Annotated in this window: 15 protein-coding genes; 7 read left to right on the top strand and 8 right to left on the bottom strand. The window is 62.5% G+C overall.

What is annotated here, in order from left to right; translation table 11 throughout:
• Positions 1–136 precede the first annotated feature (136 nt).
• The 5 genes from B3397_RS01455 to B3397_RS01435 are packed head-to-tail and all read right to left on the bottom strand — an operon-like array spanning position 137 to position 6,273.
• Complete coding sequence (locus tag B3397_RS01455; RefSeq protein WP_296246597.1) at positions 137–1,093, bottom strand: glycosyltransferase family protein; 957 nt, start codon at positions 1,091–1,093, stop codon at positions 137–139.
• An 18-nt stretch (positions 1,094–1,111) separates the two neighbouring features.
• Entirely contained in the window at positions 1,112–2,512 is a 1,401-nt protein-coding gene (locus B3397_RS01450; protein WP_296246595.1) for a PIG-L deacetylase family protein, read from the bottom strand.
• A complete protein-coding gene (locus B3397_RS01445; protein WP_296246593.1) occupies positions 2,509–3,405 on the bottom strand; it encodes an antimicrobial resistance protein Mig-14 in 897 nt (298 codons plus the stop codon). The genes B3397_RS01450 and B3397_RS01445 overlap by 4 nt, the downstream gene beginning before the upstream one ends.
• Complete coding sequence (locus tag B3397_RS01440) at positions 3,405–4,532, bottom strand: glycosyltransferase (protein ID WP_296246591.1); 1,128 nt, start codon at positions 4,530–4,532, stop codon at positions 3,405–3,407. The genes B3397_RS01445 and B3397_RS01440 overlap by 1 nt, the downstream gene beginning before the upstream one ends.
• On the bottom strand, positions 4,516–6,273 hold the full coding sequence (locus B3397_RS01435; RefSeq protein WP_296246590.1) for a carbamoyltransferase family protein: 1,758 nt from the start codon (positions 6,271–6,273) through the stop codon (positions 4,516–4,518). Before B3397_RS01435 ends, B3397_RS01440 begins: the two co-directional genes overlap by 17 nt.
• A 245-nt stretch (positions 6,274–6,518) precedes the next feature.
• On the opposite strand from B3397_RS01435, the gene B3397_RS01430 reads away from it, so the two are divergent.
• A complete protein-coding gene (locus B3397_RS01430) occupies positions 6,519–7,103 on the top strand; it encodes an Ig-like domain-containing protein (RefSeq protein ID WP_296246587.1) in 585 nt (194 codons plus the stop codon).
• On the opposite strand, the gene B3397_RS01425 is transcribed toward B3397_RS01430, so the two are convergent.
• Together B3397_RS01425 and B3397_RS01420 are read right to left on the bottom strand one after the other, a co-directional pair.
• Entirely contained in the window at positions 7,090–7,593 is a 504-nt protein-coding gene (locus B3397_RS01425) for a hypothetical protein (protein ID WP_296246585.1), read from the bottom strand. The genes B3397_RS01430 and B3397_RS01425 overlap by 14 nt on opposite strands.
• Positions 7,590–9,668, bottom strand: a complete 2,079-nt coding sequence (locus B3397_RS01420) for a type I secretion system permease/ATPase (RefSeq protein WP_296246600.1) — start codon at positions 9,666–9,668, stop codon at positions 7,590–7,592. Before B3397_RS01420 ends, B3397_RS01425 begins: the two co-directional genes overlap by 4 nt.
• Before the next feature lie 438 nt (positions 9,669–10,106).
• Here B3397_RS01420 and B3397_RS01415 point away from each other — a divergent pair, with 438 nt between their 5' ends.
• On the top strand, positions 10,107–11,072 hold the full coding sequence (locus B3397_RS01415) for a PAAR domain-containing protein (RefSeq protein WP_296246584.1): 966 nt from the start codon (positions 10,107–10,109) through the stop codon (positions 11,070–11,072).
• A 131-nt stretch (positions 11,073–11,203) separates the two neighbouring features.
• On the opposite strand, the gene B3397_RS01410 is transcribed toward B3397_RS01415, so the two are convergent.
• Entirely contained in the window at positions 11,204–13,120 is a 1,917-nt protein-coding gene (locus tag B3397_RS01410) for a hypothetical protein (RefSeq protein WP_296246583.1), read from the bottom strand.
• A 469-nt stretch (positions 13,121–13,589) separates the two neighbouring features.
• On the opposite strand from B3397_RS01410, the gene B3397_RS01405 reads away from it, so the two are divergent.
• The 5 genes from B3397_RS01405 to B3397_RS01385 all read left to right on the top strand — a co-directional run bounded on the left by B3397_RS01405 (position 13,590) and on the right by B3397_RS01385 (position 24,429).
• On the top strand, positions 13,590–16,226 hold the full coding sequence (locus tag B3397_RS01405) for an autotransporter outer membrane beta-barrel domain-containing protein (protein WP_296246582.1): 2,637 nt from the start codon (positions 13,590–13,592) through the stop codon (positions 16,224–16,226).
• A gap of 137 nt (positions 16,227–16,363) precedes the next feature.
• On the top strand, positions 16,364–18,589 hold the full coding sequence (locus B3397_RS01400; protein ID WP_296246581.1) for an autotransporter outer membrane beta-barrel domain-containing protein: 2,226 nt from the start codon (positions 16,364–16,366) through the stop codon (positions 18,587–18,589).
• A 504-nt stretch (positions 18,590–19,093) separates the two neighbouring features.
• The gene (locus tag B3397_RS01395; protein ID WP_296246579.1) at positions 19,094–23,518 is read left to right on the top strand and encodes a hypothetical protein; all 4,425 of its coding nucleotides are present in this window, start codon (positions 19,094–19,096) and stop codon (positions 23,516–23,518) included.
• A 386-nt stretch (positions 23,519–23,904) separates the two neighbouring features.
• Positions 23,905–24,114 (top strand): hypothetical protein, encoded by a 210-nt coding sequence (locus B3397_RS01390; protein WP_296246577.1) that lies wholly within the window; start codon positions 23,905–23,907, stop codon positions 24,112–24,114.
• Between the two features lie 63 nt (positions 24,115–24,177).
• Positions 24,178–24,429 carry a DUF3077 domain-containing protein gene (locus B3397_RS01385; RefSeq protein ID WP_296246575.1) on the top strand — a complete coding sequence of 84 codons (252 nt, stop codon included), beginning with the start codon at positions 24,178–24,180 and terminating at the stop codon, positions 24,427–24,429.
• Positions 24,430–24,658: the final 229 nt, after the last annotated feature.

Genomic DNA, 24,658 nt, shown 5'->3' with positions numbered 1-24,658 from the left:
CCCTCTCCCTAGGGGAGAGGGAGCTAAAAGCGAACCGCATATAGCCGCAACGCCTCCGTACGGCTCCCTCTCCCTCAGGGAGAGGGCTGGGGTGAGGGGACCATTCACCGCATAATCCCGCCCCCCACCACCACCGTTAACCCCCCAACCTCGACCTCATCCGCGCCCACCATCCCAACGCCGGCTGTTGCCGCAACGGCTCCGCCATGGCCTGCACAATGCGCTGGCCGATCCGGTCGAACCCGTACTCGCCCAGCACCAACGCCTGCCCCGCCGCCGCGATGCGCTCGGCCAGGGCCGGTTCGCGGCGCAGCTGGGCCAGCTTGGTTTGCAGGCTGTCCACGCTGCTGTACAACACCACCGTCTGCATGTCCACAAACCCCAGCGCACGGTTCTCCGCTTCGCCCTGGTCGTAGGTGAACAACACGCAGCCGCACGCCATGGCCTCGAAGTTCTTGATCATGTATTCGCCCATGCCCACATCGGCACTGACGAAGAAACGGATGCGATTGAGCGTGTCGCTGTATTCCTGGCCACTGTTGGTGCGGGTCACCAGCAAGGGCTCGACTTCGCCGATGGCATCGAGCATCTGCTTGCGCCCGCTGTAGGCCACGCTCTTGGTGCTGCCCACGAACGCCAGTTCGATATCCCGCTCGCGCACCTGCGGGGTCAGCAGTGCCTGGTCGTAGCCCTTGGGCACGAAATGCGCGTCGAAGCCTTCGCCGCGCAACCGCTCGCTGACCATGAACCCCGAGCTGATAACACGCACCCAAGGCAATTGCCGGTAGTGCGCGCTGAACTTGCCGGTGTACTTGCAGGGGATGTAGTTCTGGTAGGCGTCGTGTTCCAGTATCACCAGATTGGGCACCGAGCGAATGAACGCCACCTGCCGAATCTCCTGCTTGAAACGCAGGAAAAACAGGATGCGGTCGTACTTCGTCACGTCCACGTGCTGCTTGAAATATTTGCTCAGGTTGCGCTGTTCGGCGCTGTCCAGCCACCGCAGGTCACAGTCACAGTGCGCGGCGATGCCGTCGTACAGGCGATCAAGAATGGCGCGCTGCTCTTTCTGTACCAGAAACAGAACTTTCATCATCGGGCTCACGGCACCTTATAAGTCTTTTCGCCAGAACAGTTCATGGCGGCGCACCGCCTTGCGGAAGAATTCGTTGTCACCCGTGGCCGGCCAGCGACGCCGCGCCAGTACCTGCTGCAACCAACGGCGCAGGCGCCGCTTGAACGGCGCGGGCGGTTGCAGGTCGTGCATCATGCCCAGCGCCATGGCCTTGTCCAGTTGCACCTGGGCGCTCACCGGCAGGCTGCACGGCACCAGCACCTGCTCGGCATCGAAGAACGGCGGCAGCGCCACGCCCTCGCCCGCTTCGCCCATGGGCCAACGGTCGTTGTCGTGCAGGTGGTTGGCGTAGCCCAGCACGTAGCGCGGTTGATGAGCCAGGCCCTGCAAGGCTTCCAGCACCGCCGCCTGGGCACTGATGTGGTCCGGGTGCGGGTCGATACGGGCGTGGGGCATCACCAGCACATCGGGCCGCGCCCGCTCCAGCAAGGCGCGCAGGTCGGCCAGCAAGTTGTTCCAGGTCGGCGCGCCGTCGGCATCGGCCGGCAACGTAAATGGGTTGAGCTGGCGAAACGGACGGATATCGCTCATGTCCGCCTCGCGCGAGCCGCACGGTTGATCGGGCGCAGCCTGCATTGCCGGCAATTGCAGACAGAAGTAGCCCAGTTGCACACAGCGCTCGGCGGGCACCCCGGCCCAGCGCGGCACGGCCAGGCTGTCCCACGCGCGCAGGCGACCTTTCAGGCGTGCGGCGTCGGCACGGCCCAGGCCCATGGCCTGATAATGCTCGGCCTCGATCTCGCCCGCCGTCAGGGTCACGATCCACGGCTTTTGGGCGCGGCTATAGAGGCCATAGGCGGCTAGCTCGGCATCGTCGGCATGGGGGGCGATAACCATGACGTTCTGGGTGGCGAAATCGGGATGGCGAAAGCGCCACAGCCGCACTTCGCCCACCAGCGTGCAATAGCGGCCACGCAGCGACACCGCGCCCTGCGCCAGCAGTTCAGCGCAACCGCTCAGGTTCAGGTAGCGCAGGCCATTGGCACCGCGTTCGAAAGTCTGTTGATCACTCCCGCCGATCACCACCAGCGGATCGAAGAAACGCCCCAGCCAGGACGCCTTCACGCCCACGGCCAGCACCACCGTTTCATCGGCGCCCAAGCCATGGCCCTCAGGCAGCACCAGGCGGTCGCCCTGCAGCGTGACCCCGGTGAGTTCGGCATCCGGGCTGAACCGATACTGGTAATCGTCACCCGGCGAATAGAACAGGTGATCGGCAAACCACGCCTCGTGAGCCACCCAGGCCAGCAGCAACAACGGCAAGGGCAGCCACCACGCCACCAGCACGCCCAGCGCCACCAGCAGCACCAGCCCAACCAGCAGCACTCGCCGCTTGTTGCGTCGGTGCTGCCTGAGCAACGCCTGCTTGCGGCTCATGCCTGGAACACCGGCACGGGGTTGCACCAACGGTCCTTGTACTCGCGATCGGCACGGCCGAACGAGAAGCGCAGCGGCTTGTTCAACAGACGGGCCTGCTCCCAGGCGGCCTGGGTGTTGAGAAAGCTCAGCACGCTGCCTGGGCTGAAGGCCCGGGTTTGCGGGTCGACGCCACCGTTGACGTACTCCACGCTGACCCACTGCGGTGCTTCCACGCGGTACACCAATTGAATGGCGATGGGCGCATCGTTGAGCAACAGTACCGAGCCCATCAGCAGCTCGCGCAACAGCTCGATGACTTCAGCCATGCGTTCGGCGCCCGTGGCCGCAAAGCCCCAGCGCCGCTGGAACAGGTCGCAGTAGATGGCAGCCAGTTCGGTGCTGCTGAACTCGCCCACCGGCTTGACCACGCCACCGGCCTCTTCCAGCAAGCGCAGTTCGCGGCGCTGGTTGTAGCGAAATTTCTTCGACAGGTCTTCCGGTGTCCGCGCCATCGCCAGGCTTTCGGTCTGCGGCTTCAGGCCACTGAAGCGGCCCTGGTTCAGCTCGGACAGGTAGCGGCCATGATGGCGCAGCGGCGCCTGGGCATCGGCGGCCCCCGGCAGAATCAGCTCGGCGTTGCCCAGGTCGAACAGGCCCTTCTTGCCCGCCTGCTTGAGCACGTCCTTGGACAGCGCCAGGTAGCGGCCCCAGGTAGGAATCGCCGCCTTGATGTCGCCCTGCTGCTCCCACGCCAGGTAGCGCACCGGAATTCCAGCCAACGCGGCCAGGCGTTCCACCACCAACGGGTGCGTCGCCACGCTGCCGCCAAACTGCTGCCAGGCCTGGGCATAGGTGTGGGCATCGACTGCCCGCCACCCGCGCTCGCGCACACTTTGCAATCGGTTGAGCATCAGGCCTCCGCCGTCAGCGCGGTGACCATCGGCAGCGCCCAGAACACTTCGCCCACCGCCCGGTCACAGAAACGCGCCTGCAAGCGCTCGGCCATCAGCGTTTCGCACTGGGCGCGCTCGTAGATGTTCATCCACGTCAGCTGTTCCAGACCACGGGCCAGAGCCTCGGCGTCACCCAATGGAAACAGCAGGCCCACGCCTTCGACGATCTCCGGCGCCCCCCCACAGGCCGTGGCCAGCAGCGGCACACCAGCGGCCATGGCCTCCAGCAACACCATGCCGAACGGCTCGTGGTCCGAGCTCAGGACGAACGCGTCGAAGGCACGGAAATAACGCCGCGCGTCGGGCACCTGGCCGAGAAAACTGACCCGTTCGGCAACGCCCAGCTCCACCGCCAGGGCCTTCAGGCTTTGCTCCAGGCGACCCGAACCCACGATCACCAGATGCCCTTGTTTGTAATCCTTGCCCACCAAGGCGAAGCCGCGCAGCAGCGTGGCCTGGTCTTTGTCCGGGTGCAGGCGGCCGACGTTGCCGATGATCCAGGCGTCGGCCGGCAGGCCCAACGCCTCGCGAGCCTGGAAGCGTGGCAGCTGCTGGCGCTGCAGGCTGAAGGTGTCTATGCGGTTGTACAACGTTTCGATACGCTCCGGCGCCCAGTTCGGCAGGCAGCTGCGGATGTCATCGCGCACGGCATTGGACACCCCGAGCACACTCAAACGCTTGCGAAAAATGCCCGCGAACAGCCGGCGCGAACGCCGCTGGTAATCGCCGAAGGCATGGTGCACGCCAATCACCGGCAACGAGGTCGCCAGCAGCGCGATATAGATCGGCTTGAAACGATGGGCAATGCAGAACTGGAAGTCCCGCGACGCGGCTATCTTGCGCAGCGCCCCAATGGCGCCCAGCTTCAGGCCACGGATGGCCCTGGAGCTGAATTCCATGAACAGCACTTCATCGCTGGCGCAGCCGGCGGCCACTTCCGGGTTGGCCTTGCCGGTCAGAAACACCGTGGTCACCCGATAACCGCGGTACGCAAACAGGCTGGCGTACTGACGGGCGCAATCGAGGAAAGGCCCGTCATAGCCGTGGCAGAACTGCAGGACATGCCGCTCAGCCGAGCGTGTCATAAGCGTTCGCGCCTTCTTTGACCACCAGAATGTCTTCCATGATCAGGTATTGCAGGTCCGAGCCGTAGAACATGTTCAGCGCATCGGTCGGCGAGCAAATCATCGGTTCGCCGCGGCGGTTGAGCGAGGTGTTCAGCGACACGCCATTGCCGGTCAGTTCTTCCAGGGCCTTCATCATGTCGTAGTAGCGCGGGTTGTACTCGCGCTTGAGCACCTGGGCACGGGACGTGCCGTCTTCGTGCACCACCTCCGGCACACGGGTTTTCCATTCTTCGGCCACTTCGAAGGTGAAGGTCATGAAGGGCGCTGGATGGTCGATCTTGATCATCTGCGGCGCCACGGTGTCGAGCATCGACGGGCAGAACGGCCTCCAGCGCTCGCGGAACTTGATCTGGTGGTTGATGCGGTCAGCCACGCCCGGCACGCTCGGGCAGCCGATGATCGAGCGGCCACCCAGGGCGCGCGGGCCGAATTCCATGCGGCCCTGGAACCAGGCCACCGGGTTGCCGTCCACCATGATCTGGGCGATCTGCTTGGGCATGTTGGCCAGCTTGCGGCCCTTGGGCTTGTTCGGATGGCGGGCGCAGGCGGCGATCACGTCTTCGTTGCTGTACGCCGGGCCCAGGTACACGTGCTCCATCTTCTCCACGGGCACGCCGCGGGCATGGGACACATAGGCCGCCGCACCGACCGCCGTGCCGGCATCGCCGGAGGCCGGCTGCACGAACAGCTCCTTGACGTCCGGGCGGGCGATGATTTTCTGGTTCAGCTTGACGTTCAGCGCGCAGCCGCCAGCGAAGGCCAGCTTGCCGGTTTGCTTGAGCACGTCGCCCAGGTAGTGGTCGATCATCTGCAGGGCGAGCTTTTCGAACAATGCCTGCATGCTGGCCGCGTAGTGGATGTACGGCTCGTCGGCAATGTCGCCTTCGCGCTTGGGCCCCAGCCACTCGATCAGCTTGGGCGAGAAGTAGAAACCCTTGCCCTTCTCTTTATAGCGGCGCAGGCCGATGACATTGGCGTAGTCGGTGTTGATGACCAGCTCGCCGTTCTCGAACGAGGCCAGGCGCGAGAAATCGTACTTGCTGGCGTCGCCGTAGGGGGCCATGCCCATGACCTTGAATTCGCCATCGAGCATTTCGAAGCCGAGGAACTCGGTGATAGCGCCATACAGGCCACCCAACGAGTCCGGATCGAAGAACTCCTTGATCTTGTGGATCTTGCCGTTCTCGCCGTAGCCGAAGAAGGTGGTGGCGTACTCACCCTTGCCGTCGATGCCCAGGATCGCGGTTTTTTCCTGGAAGCCCGAGCAGTGGTAGGCGCTGGAGGCGTGAGCCAGGTGATGCTCCACGGGTTCGATCTTGATTTTCTTCGGATCGAAGCCCAGTTGCTCCAGGCACCAGACGATCTTGTTGCGGTAGCGCTTGTAGCGGCGGTTGCCCATCAGCAACGCGTCCAGAGCGCGATCCGGGGCGTACCAGTAGCGCTTGGCGTAATGCCAGCGGGCCTTGCCGAACAGGCTGATGGGGGCGAAGGGAATGGCCACCACGTCGACGTCCGAAGGTTTGATGCCGGCGTGTTCCAGGCAGAACTTGGCCGATTCGTAGGGCATGCGGTTCTTTGCATGTTTGTCGCGCACGAAGCGCTCTTCTTCGGCGGCGGCAATCAGCTTGCCGTCGATGTACAGGGCCGCGGAAGGGTCATGGCTAAGGGCGCCGGACAGGCCAAGAATCGTCAATGCCAAGGGTCTAGCCTCTTTGAACGGAATAGGTGCGCGCGCGGCCAGCGATAGCGGCAGACGGCGAAAGGCGGGGATTATAGCGTAATAACCCACCACCCAACACCGCCCCTACAGACCCTGGCGATAGAGCAGAGTAGGAAGATTCCCACAAGCTGGATCGGTGTCGTCCCATGCCTGTTCGCAGGCAAATGCTGGATATTTCCCGGTTCGCCATGAATCACATCGTTTGACCGCACCTCAGGATCATCATGAAACACAGCACATTCACTCCCCCATCGGCACTGACGGACACATTCGCCGCCCTGCAAATCGACCTGGTCTTGCCCCCCGAGCACAGCGGCCACGCCGGCTACGGCCCTACCCTGACCCACGTCTGCGATAACCGTGGCGCCGACACCGGTGTGCTGGCCAATGGCGCACGTACCGACGATGCCACACCCCAGCTGTGGGGCAACGCCAGCCCCAACGCTACAGTAAGCCTGTACGACAACGGCGGCCTGCTGGGTACCGCCACGGCCGACCCTCTGGGCCACTGGCAATACATCCCCTCGCTGCAACCGGGCCCTCATCGGCTATTGGCCAAAGCCAATGGTCAAAGCAGCGACCCCTTCGAACTGTTGGTAGAGGAAAGCAATGAGCCCATGCTGCTGGCCGGCCACGAGCCCTTGTTTGCCGCACCGCCAGAGGTCGAACCGGACAGCCAGCAGTGGGCCAACCTGCACGCCTCGCTGCAGACGCCGTCGCCGCCCAGCCATTTTTGCACGGCCCCAGCCTCGGTGAGCTTGCCTGCATGGGACTGCTCGACGCTCCTGGACGATATCAGCAGCGGTTGAGCCGCCCATGCTTCACCCGCGCCGGGCGCGACTGAGTCCGGTAGCGGGCGCGGCGCTGCTCGATCTGCTGGCGCAGTTTTCCCGCCACCTGCCGCAGACGTTGCAGCTCGCTTGGCTCCACCACCCCCATGCGCACCAGAAGCAAGGTCTGCTGGATCTGCTTGAGGGTCACCTGCAGGCGCCGGCTCAGCGGCCCAAGGCTCGCCGGCCATTGCCGATGGCGGTGCCTGAACGCCGGGTGCCCGCCGGCGGCCATTGGCGGCCCCACGGCAGGCATAGCGTGCAACACGCTGGGCTGCACCGCGCCGGCCCCGCGCACAGGCCCATGCGCCAGCGGCTCGGCTGCCCGCGTACTGGCCCAGAGCACCGCCAGGCCCAACACCGCTGCTAGCAGATAAAACGCCCAGCGCCCCCTGGATGAGCGCTGCATCCGAATGACACGGCCGACGTTGCGCCCCATCGAGCATTGGGTCCAATCACGCCCCTTCATTGCTTGCTCCCCGCCGCATTGGCCAGTACCTGGTCTCGCGGGCCGTCGGCAATCACCCGGCCGTGCTGCAACACAATCACCCGGTCCACCAACGCCAGCGCCGCCGGCCGGTGAGTGGCCAGCACCAGGGTCTGCCCGGCGCTGGCGTTGCGCAGATGACGCAGAAAAACCCGCTCGGTCTGGGTGTCCATGGTGCTGGTGGGCTCATCGAGCAGCAGCACCCGAGGCTTCTTCAACAAGCCGCGGGCCAGACACACCAACTGCCGTTCACCGCCCGACAAGCCTTCACCTTGCTCGCCCACTGGCAGGTTGATACCCAGGGGATGGCGCGCGGCCAACTTGTCCACGCCACACAGGCGCATGGCCTCCAGCAGCTCGGCCGCAGTGGCCTCCGGCTTGCCCAGCAACAGGTTGTCGCGCAGCGTCCCCTGAAACAGCTGCCCTTGCTGTCCCACGTAGCACACCGCAGCACGCCAATCGGCCGGATCGATCTGCTGCACATCCACGCCGTCGGCGCTCAGGCGGCCCTCCAGCGGCTGATACAGGCGCGCCAGCACACGCAGCAATGTCGACTTGCCGCAGCCCACCGCACCAATGATCGCCACCCGCTCACCGACCCGAATGTCCAGGCTCACGTCTTGCAACACCTGCGGCGCACGCGGCTCCCCCGGTAGCGGGTAGGCGAACCTTAGCCCCACGACACTCAACTGCCCGCTCAAGGGCGGCGCCAGTTGATACTCACGCGTCGCCGGGCGCTCTACGGGCAATGCCATCAAGCGATTCAGCGCAGTGAGGGCCGCGCGCATCTGCTGCCAACGCACCGCCAGGCCCACCACCTGGCCCAGCGGCGCCGTGGCGCGCCCAGCCAGCATTACCGTGGCCACCAAGGCCCCAAGGCCCAACGCCCCGGCGTCGATCAGATACACCCCCAGCACCACCAGCGCCACCGTCTGCAACTGCTGCACCAGCCCGGCTGCACCACTGGCCACCGCCGCCAGGCCGCGCGCCTGCAACCCGGAACGCGAGGCCAGCGCACTCAGCGTTTCCCAGCGGTTCTGCAACACCGCTTCGCCGCCCAGCGCCTTGATCGTTTCCAGCCCGTCCATGGCCTCGATCAGCACACCGTGCTGGTAAGAGGTTTCGTGCTGATGCCGCTTCAGCCACTCGGCCAGCGGCCATTGCAAGGCGGCGCTGACGAGCAGAATCAGCATTGCGCTGATCAGCGGCACCCAGCCCAAGGCACCACCCACGGCGAAGATCACGCCAATGAACAGCACGCAGAACGGGAGATCCGAGAGCGTCGCCAAGGTGGCTGACGTGATGAATTCGCGTACCGCCTCCACCTCCCGCACCTGATGCGCAAAGGCACCGCTGGACGCCGGCTTATGCTCCATGCGCACCGCCAGCGCCTGGCGAAACAGCGCGGCACCCACCACCAGGTCGACCTGGCGCCCGGCCGTCTCCAGAATCCGGCTACGGGCCCAGCGCGCCAGCGCTTCGAGCAGCATGGCCAGGCCGACCCCTGCCGCCAGCGACCACAGCGTCCCGTAGGCCCGGTGCGGGACCACCCGGTCGTAGACGCTCAACGTGAAGAACACACCGGCCAGCGCCAGCAGGTTGATCAATACCGCACTGACCGCAGCGCTGCAGTAGCTGCCCCGATAGCGCCACAAGGTCGCCGCCAGCCAATGCCCCGGCTGCACCGGCACCCGGCCGCCTCCTGGTGGCTTGTCCAGCTCGGGCCGGGCCAGAATGGCCTGGCCCACGTACAACTCGGCCAGCTCCTGGGCTGACAACTGCACCGGCGCCTCACCTCGACCCGGCACCACCACGCTGTACTGCGGCGCCTGCGGATGGCCGCTGCGCGCCACCAGCAACATCGACATCTGGCCTTTGCCCAGCAAGATGGCCGGCAGCAACACCTCGGGCAACTGCGCCAGTGGCCGGCGCACCAAACCGGCGCAAAAACCCGCCTGGGTCAGCAGCTGCAACGCCCGCGCCGATGTCAATCGCTCCCCCGTGCGTGACGCCGTCACCAACTGCCCACGACCATGGTGCGCGCACAACAAGCGCACACACGCAAGCAAACCGTCGGCACCGTCGGCTGCTGAAGAAATAGAAGTAGTGATCGTCAAATGCTGCCCCGGCGCACCCCTTCTTGAGGGAGCACCTTCCTACATAAAGAATGACCGCGAATTCTCCCCAACCCGGCCAACAATCTATGCAAGGCGTTTCCTATAACAACGTAGGACTTTTCCGACCAACCCCCAACGGCCCAACGCACACCCCCTGTGGGAGCGGGCTCTGCCCGCGATGGCGTCCGAACCGGCTCAGAAACGCGAGCGGTCACACCGCGAAATCAACATGCGCATGGCGGGCATCAGGGGCCGAGCCAATAGCGAGCCGTCCTAGCTCACTTTGGGAATTGCCCTACAGACATAGCGCCATGTTCTATTGAGACTACACACCCTTTGCGGCCCTCGAGGCTTTGCATTTCATGAAGAGGCAAGGCTATGGCGGTGGGTTACTTCATTCGGGTGGGCGATAAGACAACCTGTGGCGGCAGCGTGCTGGAGGGCGAGCGCGAGGTGACGTTGGGTAGCCTGTTTCGCGCTCGCGAGGGGGACCTGGTGTCATGCGGCGTCACGTACGCGGCGTACCCTATCCGCGGGGGAATCGTCCACTTGAAAAGCGGCGGTCGGCGCGTTGCGGGCAGCATGGACAGCCGCAGCGATTGCCCCTGCGGTGCACGCCTGATTCCTTCATTCCTCAACATTCACTACCACTCGGCCCACCCTCAAAAGTGCTCGCCTTCGCGCACCGCAGACCGGGGGCTGGCGGCCAAGCCTCGCAAACCGCACCAGATGCGCTGGATTGCCGCCTACATGGCCGGCCAGATGAACAACAACGTACGCGATGCGCGCGTACGGCGGCTGGCGCTTTTAAACAGTTACGACCTCAGCGCAGAAACCAGCCGCTACATCGCCCGGCCATGGTTTGCCAAATGCTGGACGCGGCACCCTCGAGTCCTGGCACGGCAGCACCAAGCGGCGGCGTTGAAGCTGTGGAATGAATGCTTTGGCAGCGACTCGAATTGGAACTACGCCGCCCAGCTGGCTCGACGCAGTGGGAGCCCGTGGCTTGAAAATGACGCGTACCAGTTTCACCAACGCATCTGGGTAGGCATCCACTATGGGTACGTGGGCATGGCAGCGGGGTTCAGCGCTGGGGCGCTGCTGGACGGTGATCAACTGGACCTGGCGGCCATCCTTGGCCCCATCAACGCCCCCTACAAGCCTGTCACGACCATGGAGCACGCATTGCAGCGCGGGGTCGATGCCGCTGATCGCCTGGCCATCGATATCGGCGTGCAACTCTATCAAAGCCCAGGGCCTGGCATGCTGACCGCGCAGCACCTCATGGAGCGCATTCTTGCTCCGGATCAGCAGCAGTGGGGCGCGGCCCGGCGCACGCTGTAATGGCGTGCGCCGGGCCTTTTCGCGGGCGAGCCCGCTCCTGCAGGGAGCCTGCACCTTGCCCATCCTGTCGAGCGTCTCCATGGCCGACGATGGGCATCAGCACAGTTTTCTGGCGGTGAAGCCTTTACTTTCTACAAATCAACCGCGTAGATCCGCACGAATATCGAAGTAGAGGGACCCCCTTCGCCGTATTCACCATCAATGGAATAGACGGCCGTTACTGATCCCCGGCCAACGGGCTCAAGGACCCATTTCTTGGAGAAGTACGAGACCGCGATATCGAAGTCGTGGACCTTGACCGGGCCACCCGGCAGGTGCTGCATATCGTCCTCCGTCAGGTCGTAATCCAGCACGAGCGTGGTGTTGGGCGTTGGGGTCCCCGAACCGGTCATACCATAATAGCCCTGAAGCGTGAGTTTGATCTTGTCGCCCACGGCCACGTTGGCGTAGTCAAGAAGTACCCGGAATGGTGTGCCGTCCTCCAACTGTGCCTTGTTCAACGAATTGCTCGCTGGGGTGCGCTCGGTAAATTCTGCCGCCGGCAATCCACCTGGCCCACCGGGCAGCAAATCCATGGAAATAACCTGTACATCCTTGGCGAACGCCAAGGCTACGTTGTTCACCGGCGGTGTGGTGGAGACGGCCCGAGTCACGGTGTAGTGGACGGGTCTCATACCTGGCCTGCCTGCCTTCATTTCCGCTGACGTTGCGGTGACTTGCAGATCTAGTTTGGCGAGTTCATCGCCGGCGGCTATCGTATATCTGTCCGCAAGGGCTACACCGTTCCAATAGACAGTGATGACGTCGCGTTCCCGCAGGTAGTCGTTATCACCCGGCGGCGTGGCAGTGTCGGCAAAGAAGGGAATGATGACCTTGGCGTCCTTCTCCAAGTCGGTACTATCAATGATATCGGTAGCACCACTGTCTGCCACCACCGTCAGCACCCTTAACAGCTCATTTTCCGGGGTGCCCGGGTTAGGGTCTGGGCCGGGGGCCACGGTGATGTCCACCGCTACCGGGTTGGCGCCAGAGGAGGCCATATGCGTGACGCCGCGGTAGATCTCGTAGTACCCCTCGTCGGTGTACCGCTGGGGTGAGCCCGTACCGCCGCCATTGGCAACGAAGTCGTATGGCAGATCGAACTCCAGCACGAAGGGCTTGGCAAGGTCGGCGGTGTCAATGCGCAGCCTGCTGGTGCTGGAAGTGCCAAGGTAGAAAATCACCTCGTCGCCACCGAGCGCTTTGGGGATTTGCGGAATTCTCACGCGCACTGGTGTGCGAGCGTCAGCCTCGCTGATCAGGCCGTCATCGCTGAACAACGCGATGTCGGGCAGCGCCAGATCGGCGTCCACGGGTGCATCGCTGATCACAACAGCCAGCTCAACCTCGTCGGCGCGCCCGCTACTGATATTGCCTGCCAGATCGGTGAGCGTGTAGCCGAACCAGCGCACACCGTCGTTCATGGCTTGCAGCCCCGCCAAGGGGATCTCAAGCTCCAGGTCCGTGCCCGCCCCGCCAGCAGGAACGATTTTCTGTGCCCCCGCGATGATCAACTCGGCGCCTCCTGACGTCGCTCTGTAGTGGGGTTTGACCTCGTCGAAATCTTCCATACCGAAGTAGTCCGGCAGTGTCACCTTGAGCACAGGGTCGCCTGAAGCATTCGGCACAAGCTTGTCCCGCGTGATGCCCTGCGCGATTACCTCGGGCGCAAACACCAATGTTGGCATGCGCGTTCCACCTGGCGCTACGCGGTCGATGCGCAACTTTATCTGCGGAGTGCCTGCTACCACGTTGCCGCCGGGATCCTTCACTTCATACGTCACGTTGTATATACCGTGAGCCAGGTCTGCCGGGAACTCGCGCACAAATTCTCCGCCCAGCTCGGCTACTTCCAAAGGCGGGACATTGACCGGCGCATCGTCGAGCATCAGCTGAATCGCATCACCATCGGACATACTGGTATGGAACGGAATGGCAATCTTGAAGGGCGCATTGTTCTTGCTGGCGGGAATCAGGTTTTGTGGGTGGCCCGGAATGGCCTCAGGCACTGTCGCCGGTCCACCGTCTACCGTTGCTCTGCCGGAAGCGTCGCGTACGGTTGAGCTCGGCGTCGAGCGAGCCAACCCAGGCGGCATGATCTTTTGGACCTTGTATACCCTCGCCGATGTACCGGCCACGGGCGCAGTCGGGGCGGGAGACGATGATTTGTAAGTTGCCATTCTGAATCTCCAATACGAATGAAAGTTAAATTCAGCATTCGATACCACTTATTATTTTCACGACAGCAGCGCGTGAAAATAATTTGACGCACTGCAAGTTCGGGAAACGGTTTGGCGAGCCGAAATGATCCGGCGCGTTATTCAACGCTAGCACCGCTCACAGCGACTGCAATGATAAAAACAAAATATGCGTGAAAATTAAAATTCAACTAGACGCGCTATAAACCCTAGCTACTATAACAACTCGAGTTGAAGCATCCTTTTAACTTTCAAAAAAGTTTATTCAAAGGAGTTCGTCATGAATAATATTATTCACGGCCCTGTGCGCTGGACCGCGTTGCTGGGTGCCGCGGTATTGACACTGCCTGGTGTCGCGGCAGCAGCCGTGGTAGATGGCCCTTTCGCCCGCGTCAGGGTTGGCCCAGGCTCCGCGATCGAAGAGTGGTCGGTAGTGCGTGGCGGCACCCTGATCGTCGACCCGGGCGGTGCGACCCTGGATATCGGAGTACGCAGCGGGAGTACGGCTGAACTGGACGGCGCGGCCGTCAACGCACGCAACTTCGCGGAGGCGTTGCTTCTGGACGCCTCCACGGCCACGGTGGCCAATAGCGCACTCAGCGCACCGTCGGCTAACGGTATCTTCCTGGTGGCCGAGACCTCTGCCGTGCTCACCCTGACCAACAGTGCCGTGACCGGCTTCGGGCGAGGCATCCAGAGCAGTACCGGGGCCGTGGTGAACATCACTGGCTCGCAGATATCCGGCATCGATGACGGCCGCACGCAGCCGTATTTGGGGGGAGTAGGGCTGTCGGTGCTGTCATCGGACATGAACCTGGTACGCAGCAGCGCCAGCGGGGCCAACCACGCTGCCACACTGATTGCAAACGGCGGTGGTGGCGGCACCCCCCGTGCGGCCACCCAACTGACGCTCGATGGCTCAAGCTTGCAGAGCACCCGCGGGAGCGCCGTGTTGGTGGGGGCGACCTTGTATCCGCTGGCCACCGCCGGCAGCCTGAGCCTGGCCAATGGCTCCAGCGTGACCGGAGGCAATGGCGTTGCGGTGGAGGTGACGCAAGCCTCGACCCTTGACATGCAAGTATCTGCCAGCACGCTGAACGGTGGCCTTACCCTGACGGAGGCCTCGCAGGTCACCGGCGAGCTGACCCAAGGCAGCAGCGTGACCGGCGACCTGCTGCTCAGTGGTGCCAGCGCGCTGACCCTGGCTGCCCGCGACGCCAGTACGCTGACCGGCAATGCCCTGCTGGCCGGTGGTTCGCGGCTCGATCTAACCCTGCAGGCGAGTCGTTGGGTTGGCGATACGAACGTCAGCGAAGCCTCGCAGGCACAGCTGAACCTGGGCGACAGCAGCTTGGTCGGCAGCGTCATTGTCAACGATACCGCCACGGCAGACATGACCCTGAGCGCGAGCACGTGGGCAGGCAACGGCACGGGCCCGCTCAATCTGAATCTGGCCCAGGCCTCCACGTTCAATGGCCAACTGAGCCAGGCGGGCAACGTTAGCCTGGCTGACGGCTCACTGTGGACCATGACCGGCGACTCGCAAGTCGCCAGCCTGGCGATGAACGGCAGCAGGGTAGCGTTGGGCGGCAGCAGCGGCGCCTATCGGACCTTGCAGACAGGCAGTTTAAGCGGCAGCGGCGTGTTCGACCTGAGCACTGATCTGGGCACTGTACAGGGGGATCGTCTGGTGGTGACAGGCGAAGCCGCCGGCAGTCATGTGCTGGCCATCCACAACGCCAGCAGCGGGGTCGATCCGGCGCCGGGCACTGCCCTGACCGTGGTACAGACCGGCAGTAGCCCAGGCACTTTCGCCGTGCTGGGCGGCCAGGTCGATGCCGGCACCTACGTCTACGACCTGCGCAAGCAGGGGCAGGACTGGTTGCTGGTCCAGCGAGGCGCCGTCGATCCGGTTGATCCGGTTGATCCGGTTGACCCAGTCGATCCGGTAAACCCGATCGATCCGGTAGACCCCGTGGACCCAGGCGACGGCGGCGGCCCGGTCGTCACCCCCGGTGCGCGCTCGGTCATCGGCCTGTTCAGCGCCGCGCCTACCGTGTGGTACGGCGAACTCACCACGCTGCGCAGTCGCATGGGCGAGTTGCGCCTGGGGCGCGGCATCAGTGGCGCCTGGGTGCGCACCTACGGTGGCCGCTACGACCTGTCGGCCGGTGGTGGAGTGGCCTATCAGCAGCGCCAGCACGGCGTGACCTTTGGCGTCGATGCCCCGCTGCCGGCCAGCAATGGTCAGTGGCTGGTGGGCCTGATGGGCGGCTACAGCCGCTCCGATCTGGACCTTGAGGCAGGCACTTCCGGCGACGTCGACAGCTACTACATGGGGCTGTACAGCACCTGGTTGTCCGAAGGTGGTTACTACGTGGACGCGGTGGTCAAGCTCAACCGGTTCCAGAACCAGTCCGATGTACGCGTCAGCGATGGCAGCCGTACCGGCGGCGATTACGACAACTACGGCGTGGGCGCCTCGCTGGAAGTGGGCAAGCACATCAAGCTCGCCGACAACTGGTACCTGGAGCCCTTCGCCCAGCTGTCTGCGTTATGGGTGCAGGGTGACCACTACGCGCTGGACAACGGCATGCAGGCGCGCAGCAATGGCGCCGACTCGTGGCTGGGCAAGGTAGGTACGCACCTGGGGCGTAATTTCCCGTTAGCCGGGGGCGGCGTGGTACAGCCCTACATCAAGGTGGCGGCAGCCCACGAGTTTGCCAATGGCAACCGCGTCAAAGTCAACGACAACTCGTTTGCCAACGATCTTTCCGGCACGCGCGGCGAGCTTGGCGCCGGGGTCATCGCGCAGATATCCGACAGCCTGCAACTGCATGCCGACTTCGACTACAGCAATGGCGAACACATCGAGCAGCCTTGGGGCGCAAGCCTCGGCGTACGTTATGCCTGGTAGGGATGTGATTGTAGGGTAGATGAGCCCTACGTGTGATTCAGACGCGTCCTACAGATAAGAAGAGTGCATGGACCTAAGATTGCGACCCAGTTTTGCCCCTCGGCAAATTCCATGGTCGTCTCGCAAGGTTTTCATACATGAGCAGGTTCGTTTCACGCTTCATCGTGCCCGGTAGCTTGGCTGCAGGGCTTTTCATATTGGACGGCAACCAGGTGGCTGCGGCGCGCGATCTGGTCGGGCCAGGAAATGACCTGGTAATCCACGCCGGTGCCGCGGTCACCGATTGGCGCCTGCGCGAAGGCGCCTCGCTCTACGTCAACGGGGCTGACACCCTGGGCATCCAGGTGGACGGAGGTTCTTCTCTAACCGCGGAGAACGCTCAGATCAATGGCGGATCGGGTGTGGGGATCAGGGTAAGTGAAAGCACTGCCAACATCACCGGCAGCATGGTAGTCAGCACCGGCAGCACCGCATTGCTCGGCAGCAACGGCAGTGAAACCACAGGCGCCCGGATCACCGTCACCGACAGCGTGCTCATAGGCAGTGGTACCGGTGCTGGCGCCAACTACAACAATGCCATTACGTTGATCAACACCCAGGTGCTGGGCAGCGCGGCCAGCAGCAACGCGCTGAACGGCGGTAATGGGATTCGGCTGCTCAGTGGCGACATCAATGTCACCCAAGGCAGTAACGTGGTCGGTGAAAAGCATGGCGCCCTGCTGAGCATGGACACGTTCGTTCCCGTACCACGGGCCAACAACCTGATCGTGGACAACTCCCGCGTCGAGGGCCAGACCGGCGCGGCAATCGCGGTGCAGACCCGCAATACGTCGCCCGTCGACGCCTCGATCATCGTGCGCAATGGCGCGACGCTGGTGGGCGGCGACGGCGTCATTCTCCAGGCCGGTGCCAATACCACGGTGGACTTCACTGCTGCCAATACCGATCTGAGCGGCGATATCCAGATCGACGCAGGTTCGGCGACGGCCATCACCCTGCAAGACAATGCCACGTTGACGGGCAACATGACCGGCGTCTCCACCCTGGCCGTGGACAGCAGCGCACTGTGGCGCATGACCCAGAACGCCAGCGTCGGCGCCGTGAGCATGAACGGCGGTCGCATCGATCTGGGCGGCACCTCCGGCGCCTTCCGTGAGTTGACCCTGGACAGCCTGGCCGGCAGCGGCACCTTTGGCCTGGGCACCGACCTGGCCGCAGGCCAGGGTGACCTGCTTGTGGTGAAGGGTGACGTCAGCGGCGACCACCTGCTGGCCTTGCAGAACACCGGCACCGATGTCGCCGAAGGTCAGGACCCCCTCACCGTGGTGCAAACCGGCGGCGGCACCGGGAAATTCGGCGTACTGGGCGGCCAAGTCGACCTGGGCACCTTCGTCTACGACCTCAAGCAGGTAGGCAACGACTGGCAACTGGTGCAGCGCCCCGGCGAGGTGGTAACTCCAGGTACCCGTTCGGTACTGGGCCTGTTCAGTGCCGCTCCCAGCGTGTGGTATGGCGAACTCACTTCCCTGCGTAGCCGCATGGGTGAATTGCGCATGGGCAAGACCCAAGGCGGCCTGTGGACCCGCGCCTATGGTAACAAGCTCAACCTCTCGGCTGGCGCCGGCGTGGCTTACCAGCAGCAGCAAAGCGGCTTCAGTCTGGGCGCCGACCTGCCGGTAGCGGTCGCCGATGGCACCGCCCTGGTAGGTGCCATGGTGGGTTACAGCCGCTCCAACCTGGACCTGCAAGCCGGCACCTCGGGTGAGGTGGACAGCTACTACCTGGGCCTGTACGGCACCTGGCTGAGTGACAGCGGCTACTACGTGGACGCCCTGGCCAAGCTCAACCGCTTCCAGAACAGCTCCGACGTGCGCATGAGCGACGGCACCAAAAGCACCGGAGACTACGCCAACCACGGCATCGGCGCTTCGGTCGAGGCCGGCAAGCGCATTGCAGTGAGCAAGACTGTGGCCGTCACCCCTTTCACCCAACTGTCGGTCCTGAAGGTTCAAGGTGAAGGCTACAGCCTGGACAACGGCATGAAAGCCAGCAGCAACCACGCCGATTCCCTGCTGGCCAAGGCCGGGGCCAAGGTCAGCCACACCGTGAAACTGGACAGTGGCGGCACCCTGGACTACTACGCCAAGGCTGCCCTGGCCCATGAGTTCGCCAACAGCAACAACGTCAAGGTCAACGGTAACCGCTTCACCAACGACCTCTCCGGCACCCGCGGCGAATTCGGCATCGGCCTGGCGGCCCAAGTCACCGATCGCCTGCAACTGCACACCGAGTTCGACTACGCCAAGGGCCGCAACATGGAACAACCCTGGGGCATCAACGCCGGCCTGCGCTACAGCTTCTAACCCACCCTGACCGCCCAGCTCGCCCCCTCAGGGGCGGGCTCTGTGGCAGTCGACTCTGTGAGAGCGAACTCTGTGGCAGTGGACTCTGTGGCAGTGGACTCTGTGAGAGCGAACTCTGTGGGAGCGGGCTCTGCCCGCGAAGAGGCCCTCACATCCCCCACACACTCCAAACCATGCATCGCCGTTCAGCCCGTATATGTTCATCATTCCCGACTTACCAAGTATGAACATATATTTTCATCCCACCCCTGTGATAATTAATATTCACCACCCCAACTAATGAACAAAAATATACTAACTAGACAACTGTAATTCTATTACATCGATATTCCCAAAATTCCCCTATAAATCAACCTCCTACACTCTTAATTAAAACCAACAACTCACCTCCGCATTCATTTGCAACTTCCTGTCACCTCCACTAACTTAATCCTCTCAACACCTGCAATAAAAGTTCACACTACCCCCTCACCGCGACGCCTTCAACCCACGAGGTGATCCACCGTGAAAAACCCACCCATTGCCCTCACGCGCGCCATTCGCAAAGCGCTCTACGGCCAGGCCCACACGTCCCACGATGCCCGCCACCCCGGCCAAAGCCCTGATCCCAACACCTACGCCCCCACCCTGCCCGCCGCCGATGCCCACGGTGGCATCAACAAGACCGACTACAACCGTGGCAGCGTGCTAGTGAGCATTCCGGTGTATCTCGGCATGGCCGCCGACGACAATGTCACGCTGTACTGGAACAACGAGTACATCGACTACGGCATCATCGTTGATGAGACCGTCTCTTTCCCCATGACCGTGGACAGCTTCTACATCCCTCTGGATGCCACCTCCGCCCAGGTGCACTACCACACCAAAGACCTGGCCGGTAACGAGCGCGTGTCGTATTCCACCAATGTGGTCATCAAGCTCACCGTACCCGGTAATCCGCCCGAACCGCCGGACCCTGCCGACCCTAGCCTCAACCCGAACCTGCAACCGCCCCACAACATACCGCCCCTTATCCCCAACGCCGCCAGCGCCGGCGACCTGGAAGTGTTGGTGCTTCAGTACGCCAACATGGAAGAAGGCGACGTGATCAGCCTGTTCTGGGCGGGCGAAGTGTTTCAATACGGCCCGCTGGTCACCGCCGACCTGAATCGGGATGTGCGCATCGTGGTGCCCAATGCCACCCTGGTAGCCCGGCCGGGGATGGACCTGGTGGTGCGCTACAGCATTCGCGACCGCGTGCAAAACTATTCGCGCTACAGCCCCAGCGTGCTGACCACGGTGTACGCAGCCGGTAGCCTGCCGGAGCCGACCGTTGAAGGCACAGCCAGCGGCGACCTGCACATCGATCAGATCACCGATGGCCTGGTGGAAGTGCACGTCAACCGTCATGCTGAAATCGGCCAAGCCGACAACGTCACCCTGCACTGGACCGGACGCCCCGTTGCCGGAGACTTCCAGGATTTCACTGTAGGCCCCCTACAGATCGGCACAGATCGCTACCTGGTCTTCCAGATCCCTGTGGACATCGCCCAGGTGCTGATCGACAGCCAAGCTTATGTGTATTACGCCGTAGCCCCCGCCGGCGGAGGAGCCACGAAGCTTTCCGCCGGCGCCACCTTCGGCGTGATCGGCACGCGCAACGAGCTCAAAGCGCCGCAAGTGCCCAGAGCCAGCGGCGGTGCGCTCAATCCGGAAAATATCAGTGAAGCAACCATTGAAGTCGTCGTGCCAGCCAATGTGCTGCTGGCACCCGGCACTACCGTGACACTGACATGGACCGGTGTTGGCGTGGACGGCACCGTCTATCACACCGACAGCCGTAGCATCGACAGCGCCAGCGCCGGTGGCCCGGTCAGCTTTCGAGTGCCCAAGGAAAAAGCCACCAAGCTGATCGGCAGCACCCTGGACCTCTACTACACCCTCACCCTGGCCGACGGCGCGGTGCTGCCTGCACCGCACCTGTCGCTGAATGTCGTCGGCAGCAGTGCTGCCCTGCCACCGCCAGAGTTCGACCCCGAGTTGGCAGCAGGCGATGTGCTGGACCCAGACAGCCTGACCACCGGCGGCATCAACGTCATCGTAAAAGTGCTTTCTACCCAATACGTACCGGGTAAAGCCGTGCTGCACTGGCTCGGGACCGGGGCAAGTATCACACCGCCGCTGGAGTTGCCCGTTACGACAACAGGTGAACGGCGGTTCTGGGTGGATAAGGCGCAGTTTGTGGACCCCAACCTGGATAAGGCGGTGCAGGTCTGGTACGACCTGGTGAAGGACACAGGTGAACGGGCGTCCTCGCAAACCGTGCTGGTGAACGTCAGCAATGCCAGCAGCCAACCATGGCCGGCGCCCGAGGTGCACGATGCCAGTGGCGGCCCGGTGAACCCGTGGATTCCGGTGAGACCAGGGTCGCCCGGTGCCAACTCGGCCAACTTCGTGTTGCGTGATGCGCGGCTGAAGATCAACGACGTTGTAGCCCCTTTTTGGCGCTTACCCGGGGGACAGGATCTGGCTATCAGCTGGATACGCGTCACCGTCGACGGCGAGGCGCAGGCTGCCATTCCTGTCACGGTGCTGGCCGCCTCGGTAGGCAAAACCGTACAAGTTTCCTATGCAGTGCTGAGAAACAACCTGCCAGGACCTGCGTCGGCAGTGCTGGATTTGGTGGTGTCGCCGTTTCCGGCGGGGGTGTTGCCGGCGGCAAAAATAACGAAAGCCACGGAGGGAAATCCAGGCACGCTGGACGTGAGTGCGCTGACAGCCGATGCGGAAGTCAAAGTGGCGGCCTGGCCACTGATCCATGCTGCTCAGCATTTCTGGTTGGAGGCCACGGGAACGCTGACGGCAGGCGGAACAACGACCCTTGATCTGGGGAGCAATGAGGCCGTCGGAGGCGTGGCAGGCATACAAAAAACGATTGCACTGGCTCGGCTGCGAGAATTGAAAGATGGGTCGCCACTGACATTGAAATTGAAAGTGGCTTTTGGAACGGATGGCCAGACGACTGAATTTCCGGTCAATACCTATACCGTCAAATCGGCGGCGGATACCCGGCCGGCAATTAGTGAAGTGCGCGACTCTAATGGCGTTGTGCCTGAGGGTGGCAGCACTGTGTTTACCCAAGTGACGGTGAAAGGCACGGCAGCGGCCAGCCAACAGGTGCAGATACTCGATAACGGGTCTGTCAAAGGTACGGCACAGGTCGCTAGCGATGGCACGTGGAGCCATGTGGTAAGCGCATTGACAGTGTCGAACCATTCGATCACGGCCAAGGCGCTGTATGGGAGTCAACTGGTGTCGACGCCGAGGGCTTTCAACGTTACGGCTGACGTGCGCCCAGCCATCAGTGAAGTGCGCGACTCCGAAGGAATCGTCCCTGAGGGTGGCGAAACATCGGACAACCAGGTGACGGTGAAGGGTACGGCCGCCGCTAATCAACAGGTGCAGCTATTCGACAACGGATCCGTGTCAAAAGGTACGGCCCAGGTCGCTAGCGATGGCACGTGGACCCATGTGGTGAGCGCATTGGCAGGGACGGGCCGGAATCATTCGATCACGGCCAAGGCGCTGTATGGGAATCAATTGGTGTCGACGCCGTGGACTTTCCTTAGGGGGGCCGATGCTCGCCCAACAATCAGTGACGTGCGCGATTCCAAAGGCAGCGTGCCCGAGGGGGGCGAAACGTCGGACACTCAGGTGACGGTGAACGGGACGGCCCAGGCCAACTCCACAGTGCGGTTATTCGACAACGGCTTTGACCAAGGTACGGCCCAAGTCGGCAGCGATGGCACGTGGAGCCGTGTGGTGAGCGCATTGACAGGCGGGATTCATTCGATCACGGCCAAGGCGGTGTACGGCAGTGAAAAAGAGTCGACGCCGAGGACTTTCGGCGTGATGGTTGGTGAGCGCCCAGTCATCAGTGACGTGCGCGATTCCAGGGGCAGCGTGCCCGAGGGGGGCCAAACGTCGGACACCCAGGTGACGGTGATCGGTATCGCCAAGGCCAGTGAGATGGTGGAGATATACGACAACTATCGTGGCTTAGGTACAGCCCGGGTCGCTAGCAATGGCACGTGGAGCTATGTGGTCAGCGCATTGACAGATGGCGACCATGTGATTGAGGCCGTAGGAATGTACGGCGCTAACCAGAGTTCGCAGGCAAGGAGCTTCAGTGTGAGGGGCGTAGCAGATACTAGGCCTGTAATTTCCGAGATCAGGGATTCGCGCCGTGTCGTTCCAGAGGGAGGATCCACCCTTGACAGTAGCGTTACCGTAAAAGGGACAGCCATAAGAACGGCAGGGCAGAAGCTGGAACTTTATGACAATGGCAGCGGCTATAAAGGTGAAGTTTTGACCAATGCGAATGGTGACTGGCAGGGTGTTGTCTCCGGCCTAAACTACGGCTCACATTCTCTAACGGCAGTAGCGAAATACGGAAGCGGACTCGTTTCACAGAATAGGACTTTTCTAAGAGAGGACTACTTGGAAGAAGACTTGACGGACTTCCAGGATGGGACTTTCAATGGTTGGATATTTGGCCCTGCCGCACAGCATCCTCATGACCAGGGAATACCGCAAGAAAGTAACGGAAACCGATATTGGTACAATGTCACAGCCACAAATAATTCAGCAGGCGTGGTGTTGTACAAGACCTTTAATAATTTGCGCGTGGGCCACGATTACACTTTTTCGTTCAGAATGAAGGATCTAACCCTTGGAATCTATGCCTCAAAAATTTATGCGAAAGTCTTACCGTCCGGGAGGGAGATATTGACCGCTACTATCACCCAGCCGAACACGTGGACCCCTATAAGCGGAACGTTTCGCGCAGAGGCTCGACAAATGACGGTTCAATTGGCGAACAGAAACCCTTCAAACAGTGGGAACGACTACAGTATTGATGACCTGCGTGTGAGGCTGGTGAATCCTTGAGTTGGATGTGGCTACTGGAGGCAGGGAAGCTTCCAGTGAAGTAAAAGCTCGATTCTGGCTGCTGCCGAAACTGGTCTATGAGCATCGACGGTGACGACACAGCAACGGCAATGACATTGCCGTGGTCAGAATGGTGAGCTAACCTACCCGAGCCGCTGCCAAATCAGCGGCCGGGTTTGGTCACCCGATTACGTTTAGGCGCACAGCGCCACCATGGATCATGCGGGCGTTTTTTTACGTCTGCGCGATGCTCTATGGCGGCTGTGCGCGGGGCATCTTCGGATGCGCCGGGTGCCTAACGTCCCGGTTGACCAACCTGCGTACAGCTGCCACCTATCGTTTGGTCACGAGATGTGGCGGCTTCACTTACGTTAGGGAGCTCCGCCATGGTCAAGCCGACCCCCGATCCACCCATCATCAACCTTCCGCCCGATCCCCCGCTATTCCATTTCCCCCACGACCTGTCGATCACCGACGGCACCGAGCTGGCCGAGCGTTTTGATCGGCATCGCTGGGAAATGGCGCAGGCCCGGCGCAATGCCCAGCGATGGCTGGCGCCGCCGCGACGCTGGTGGCAATGCTGGCGTAGAGGCTGAGGACGTACCGCGCGAGCGGTATGACCGCTCGCGTTTCTGAGTGTGAATACAAGGAGTTTGAGCATGGTGAAGAGTTTCGAGACGCATAAGGTGTTGGTGGGTGATGGAGAGGCCCAGGAGCAGCCGTTGTTCAGGGTGAATCCGGAGATTCCGGTGGAGGATGCGTTGTGGCAGTTGGCGCATTTGTTGAGGTGCGCGCAGGCCTCGGCGGTAGAGTTGTGTGATGCGGCGTTACCGGATCGGCAGTTGGTGGGGGTGACGGTGCATTGCATCGAGGGGGCGCAGGCGGTGGTGGAGGCGTTGTTGCGCAGGTAGGGTGTAGTCTCTGTGGGAGCGGGCTCTGCCCGCGAAAGCTTCATTGGGTGCCTTGCATGATCTGAAAATGGTGGTGTCGATTCGGACGCTATCGCGGGCAGAGCCCGCTCCCACAAGAGCCAGTTCACACAAGAGCCTGTTCACACAGGAGCTCGCTCCCGCGAAAGCTTGCTCCCGCAGGGTGCCGGGGTTGGATACACTGGGGCATGTTTGTTTTGCCTGGGAAAGC

This window comes from Pseudomonas sp. UBA4194 (assembly GCF_002379585.1).
Classification (GTDB): domain Bacteria; phylum Pseudomonadota; class Gammaproteobacteria; order Pseudomonadales; family Pseudomonadaceae; genus Aquipseudomonas.
This window is presented reverse-complemented; position numbering and strand designations above follow the sequence as displayed.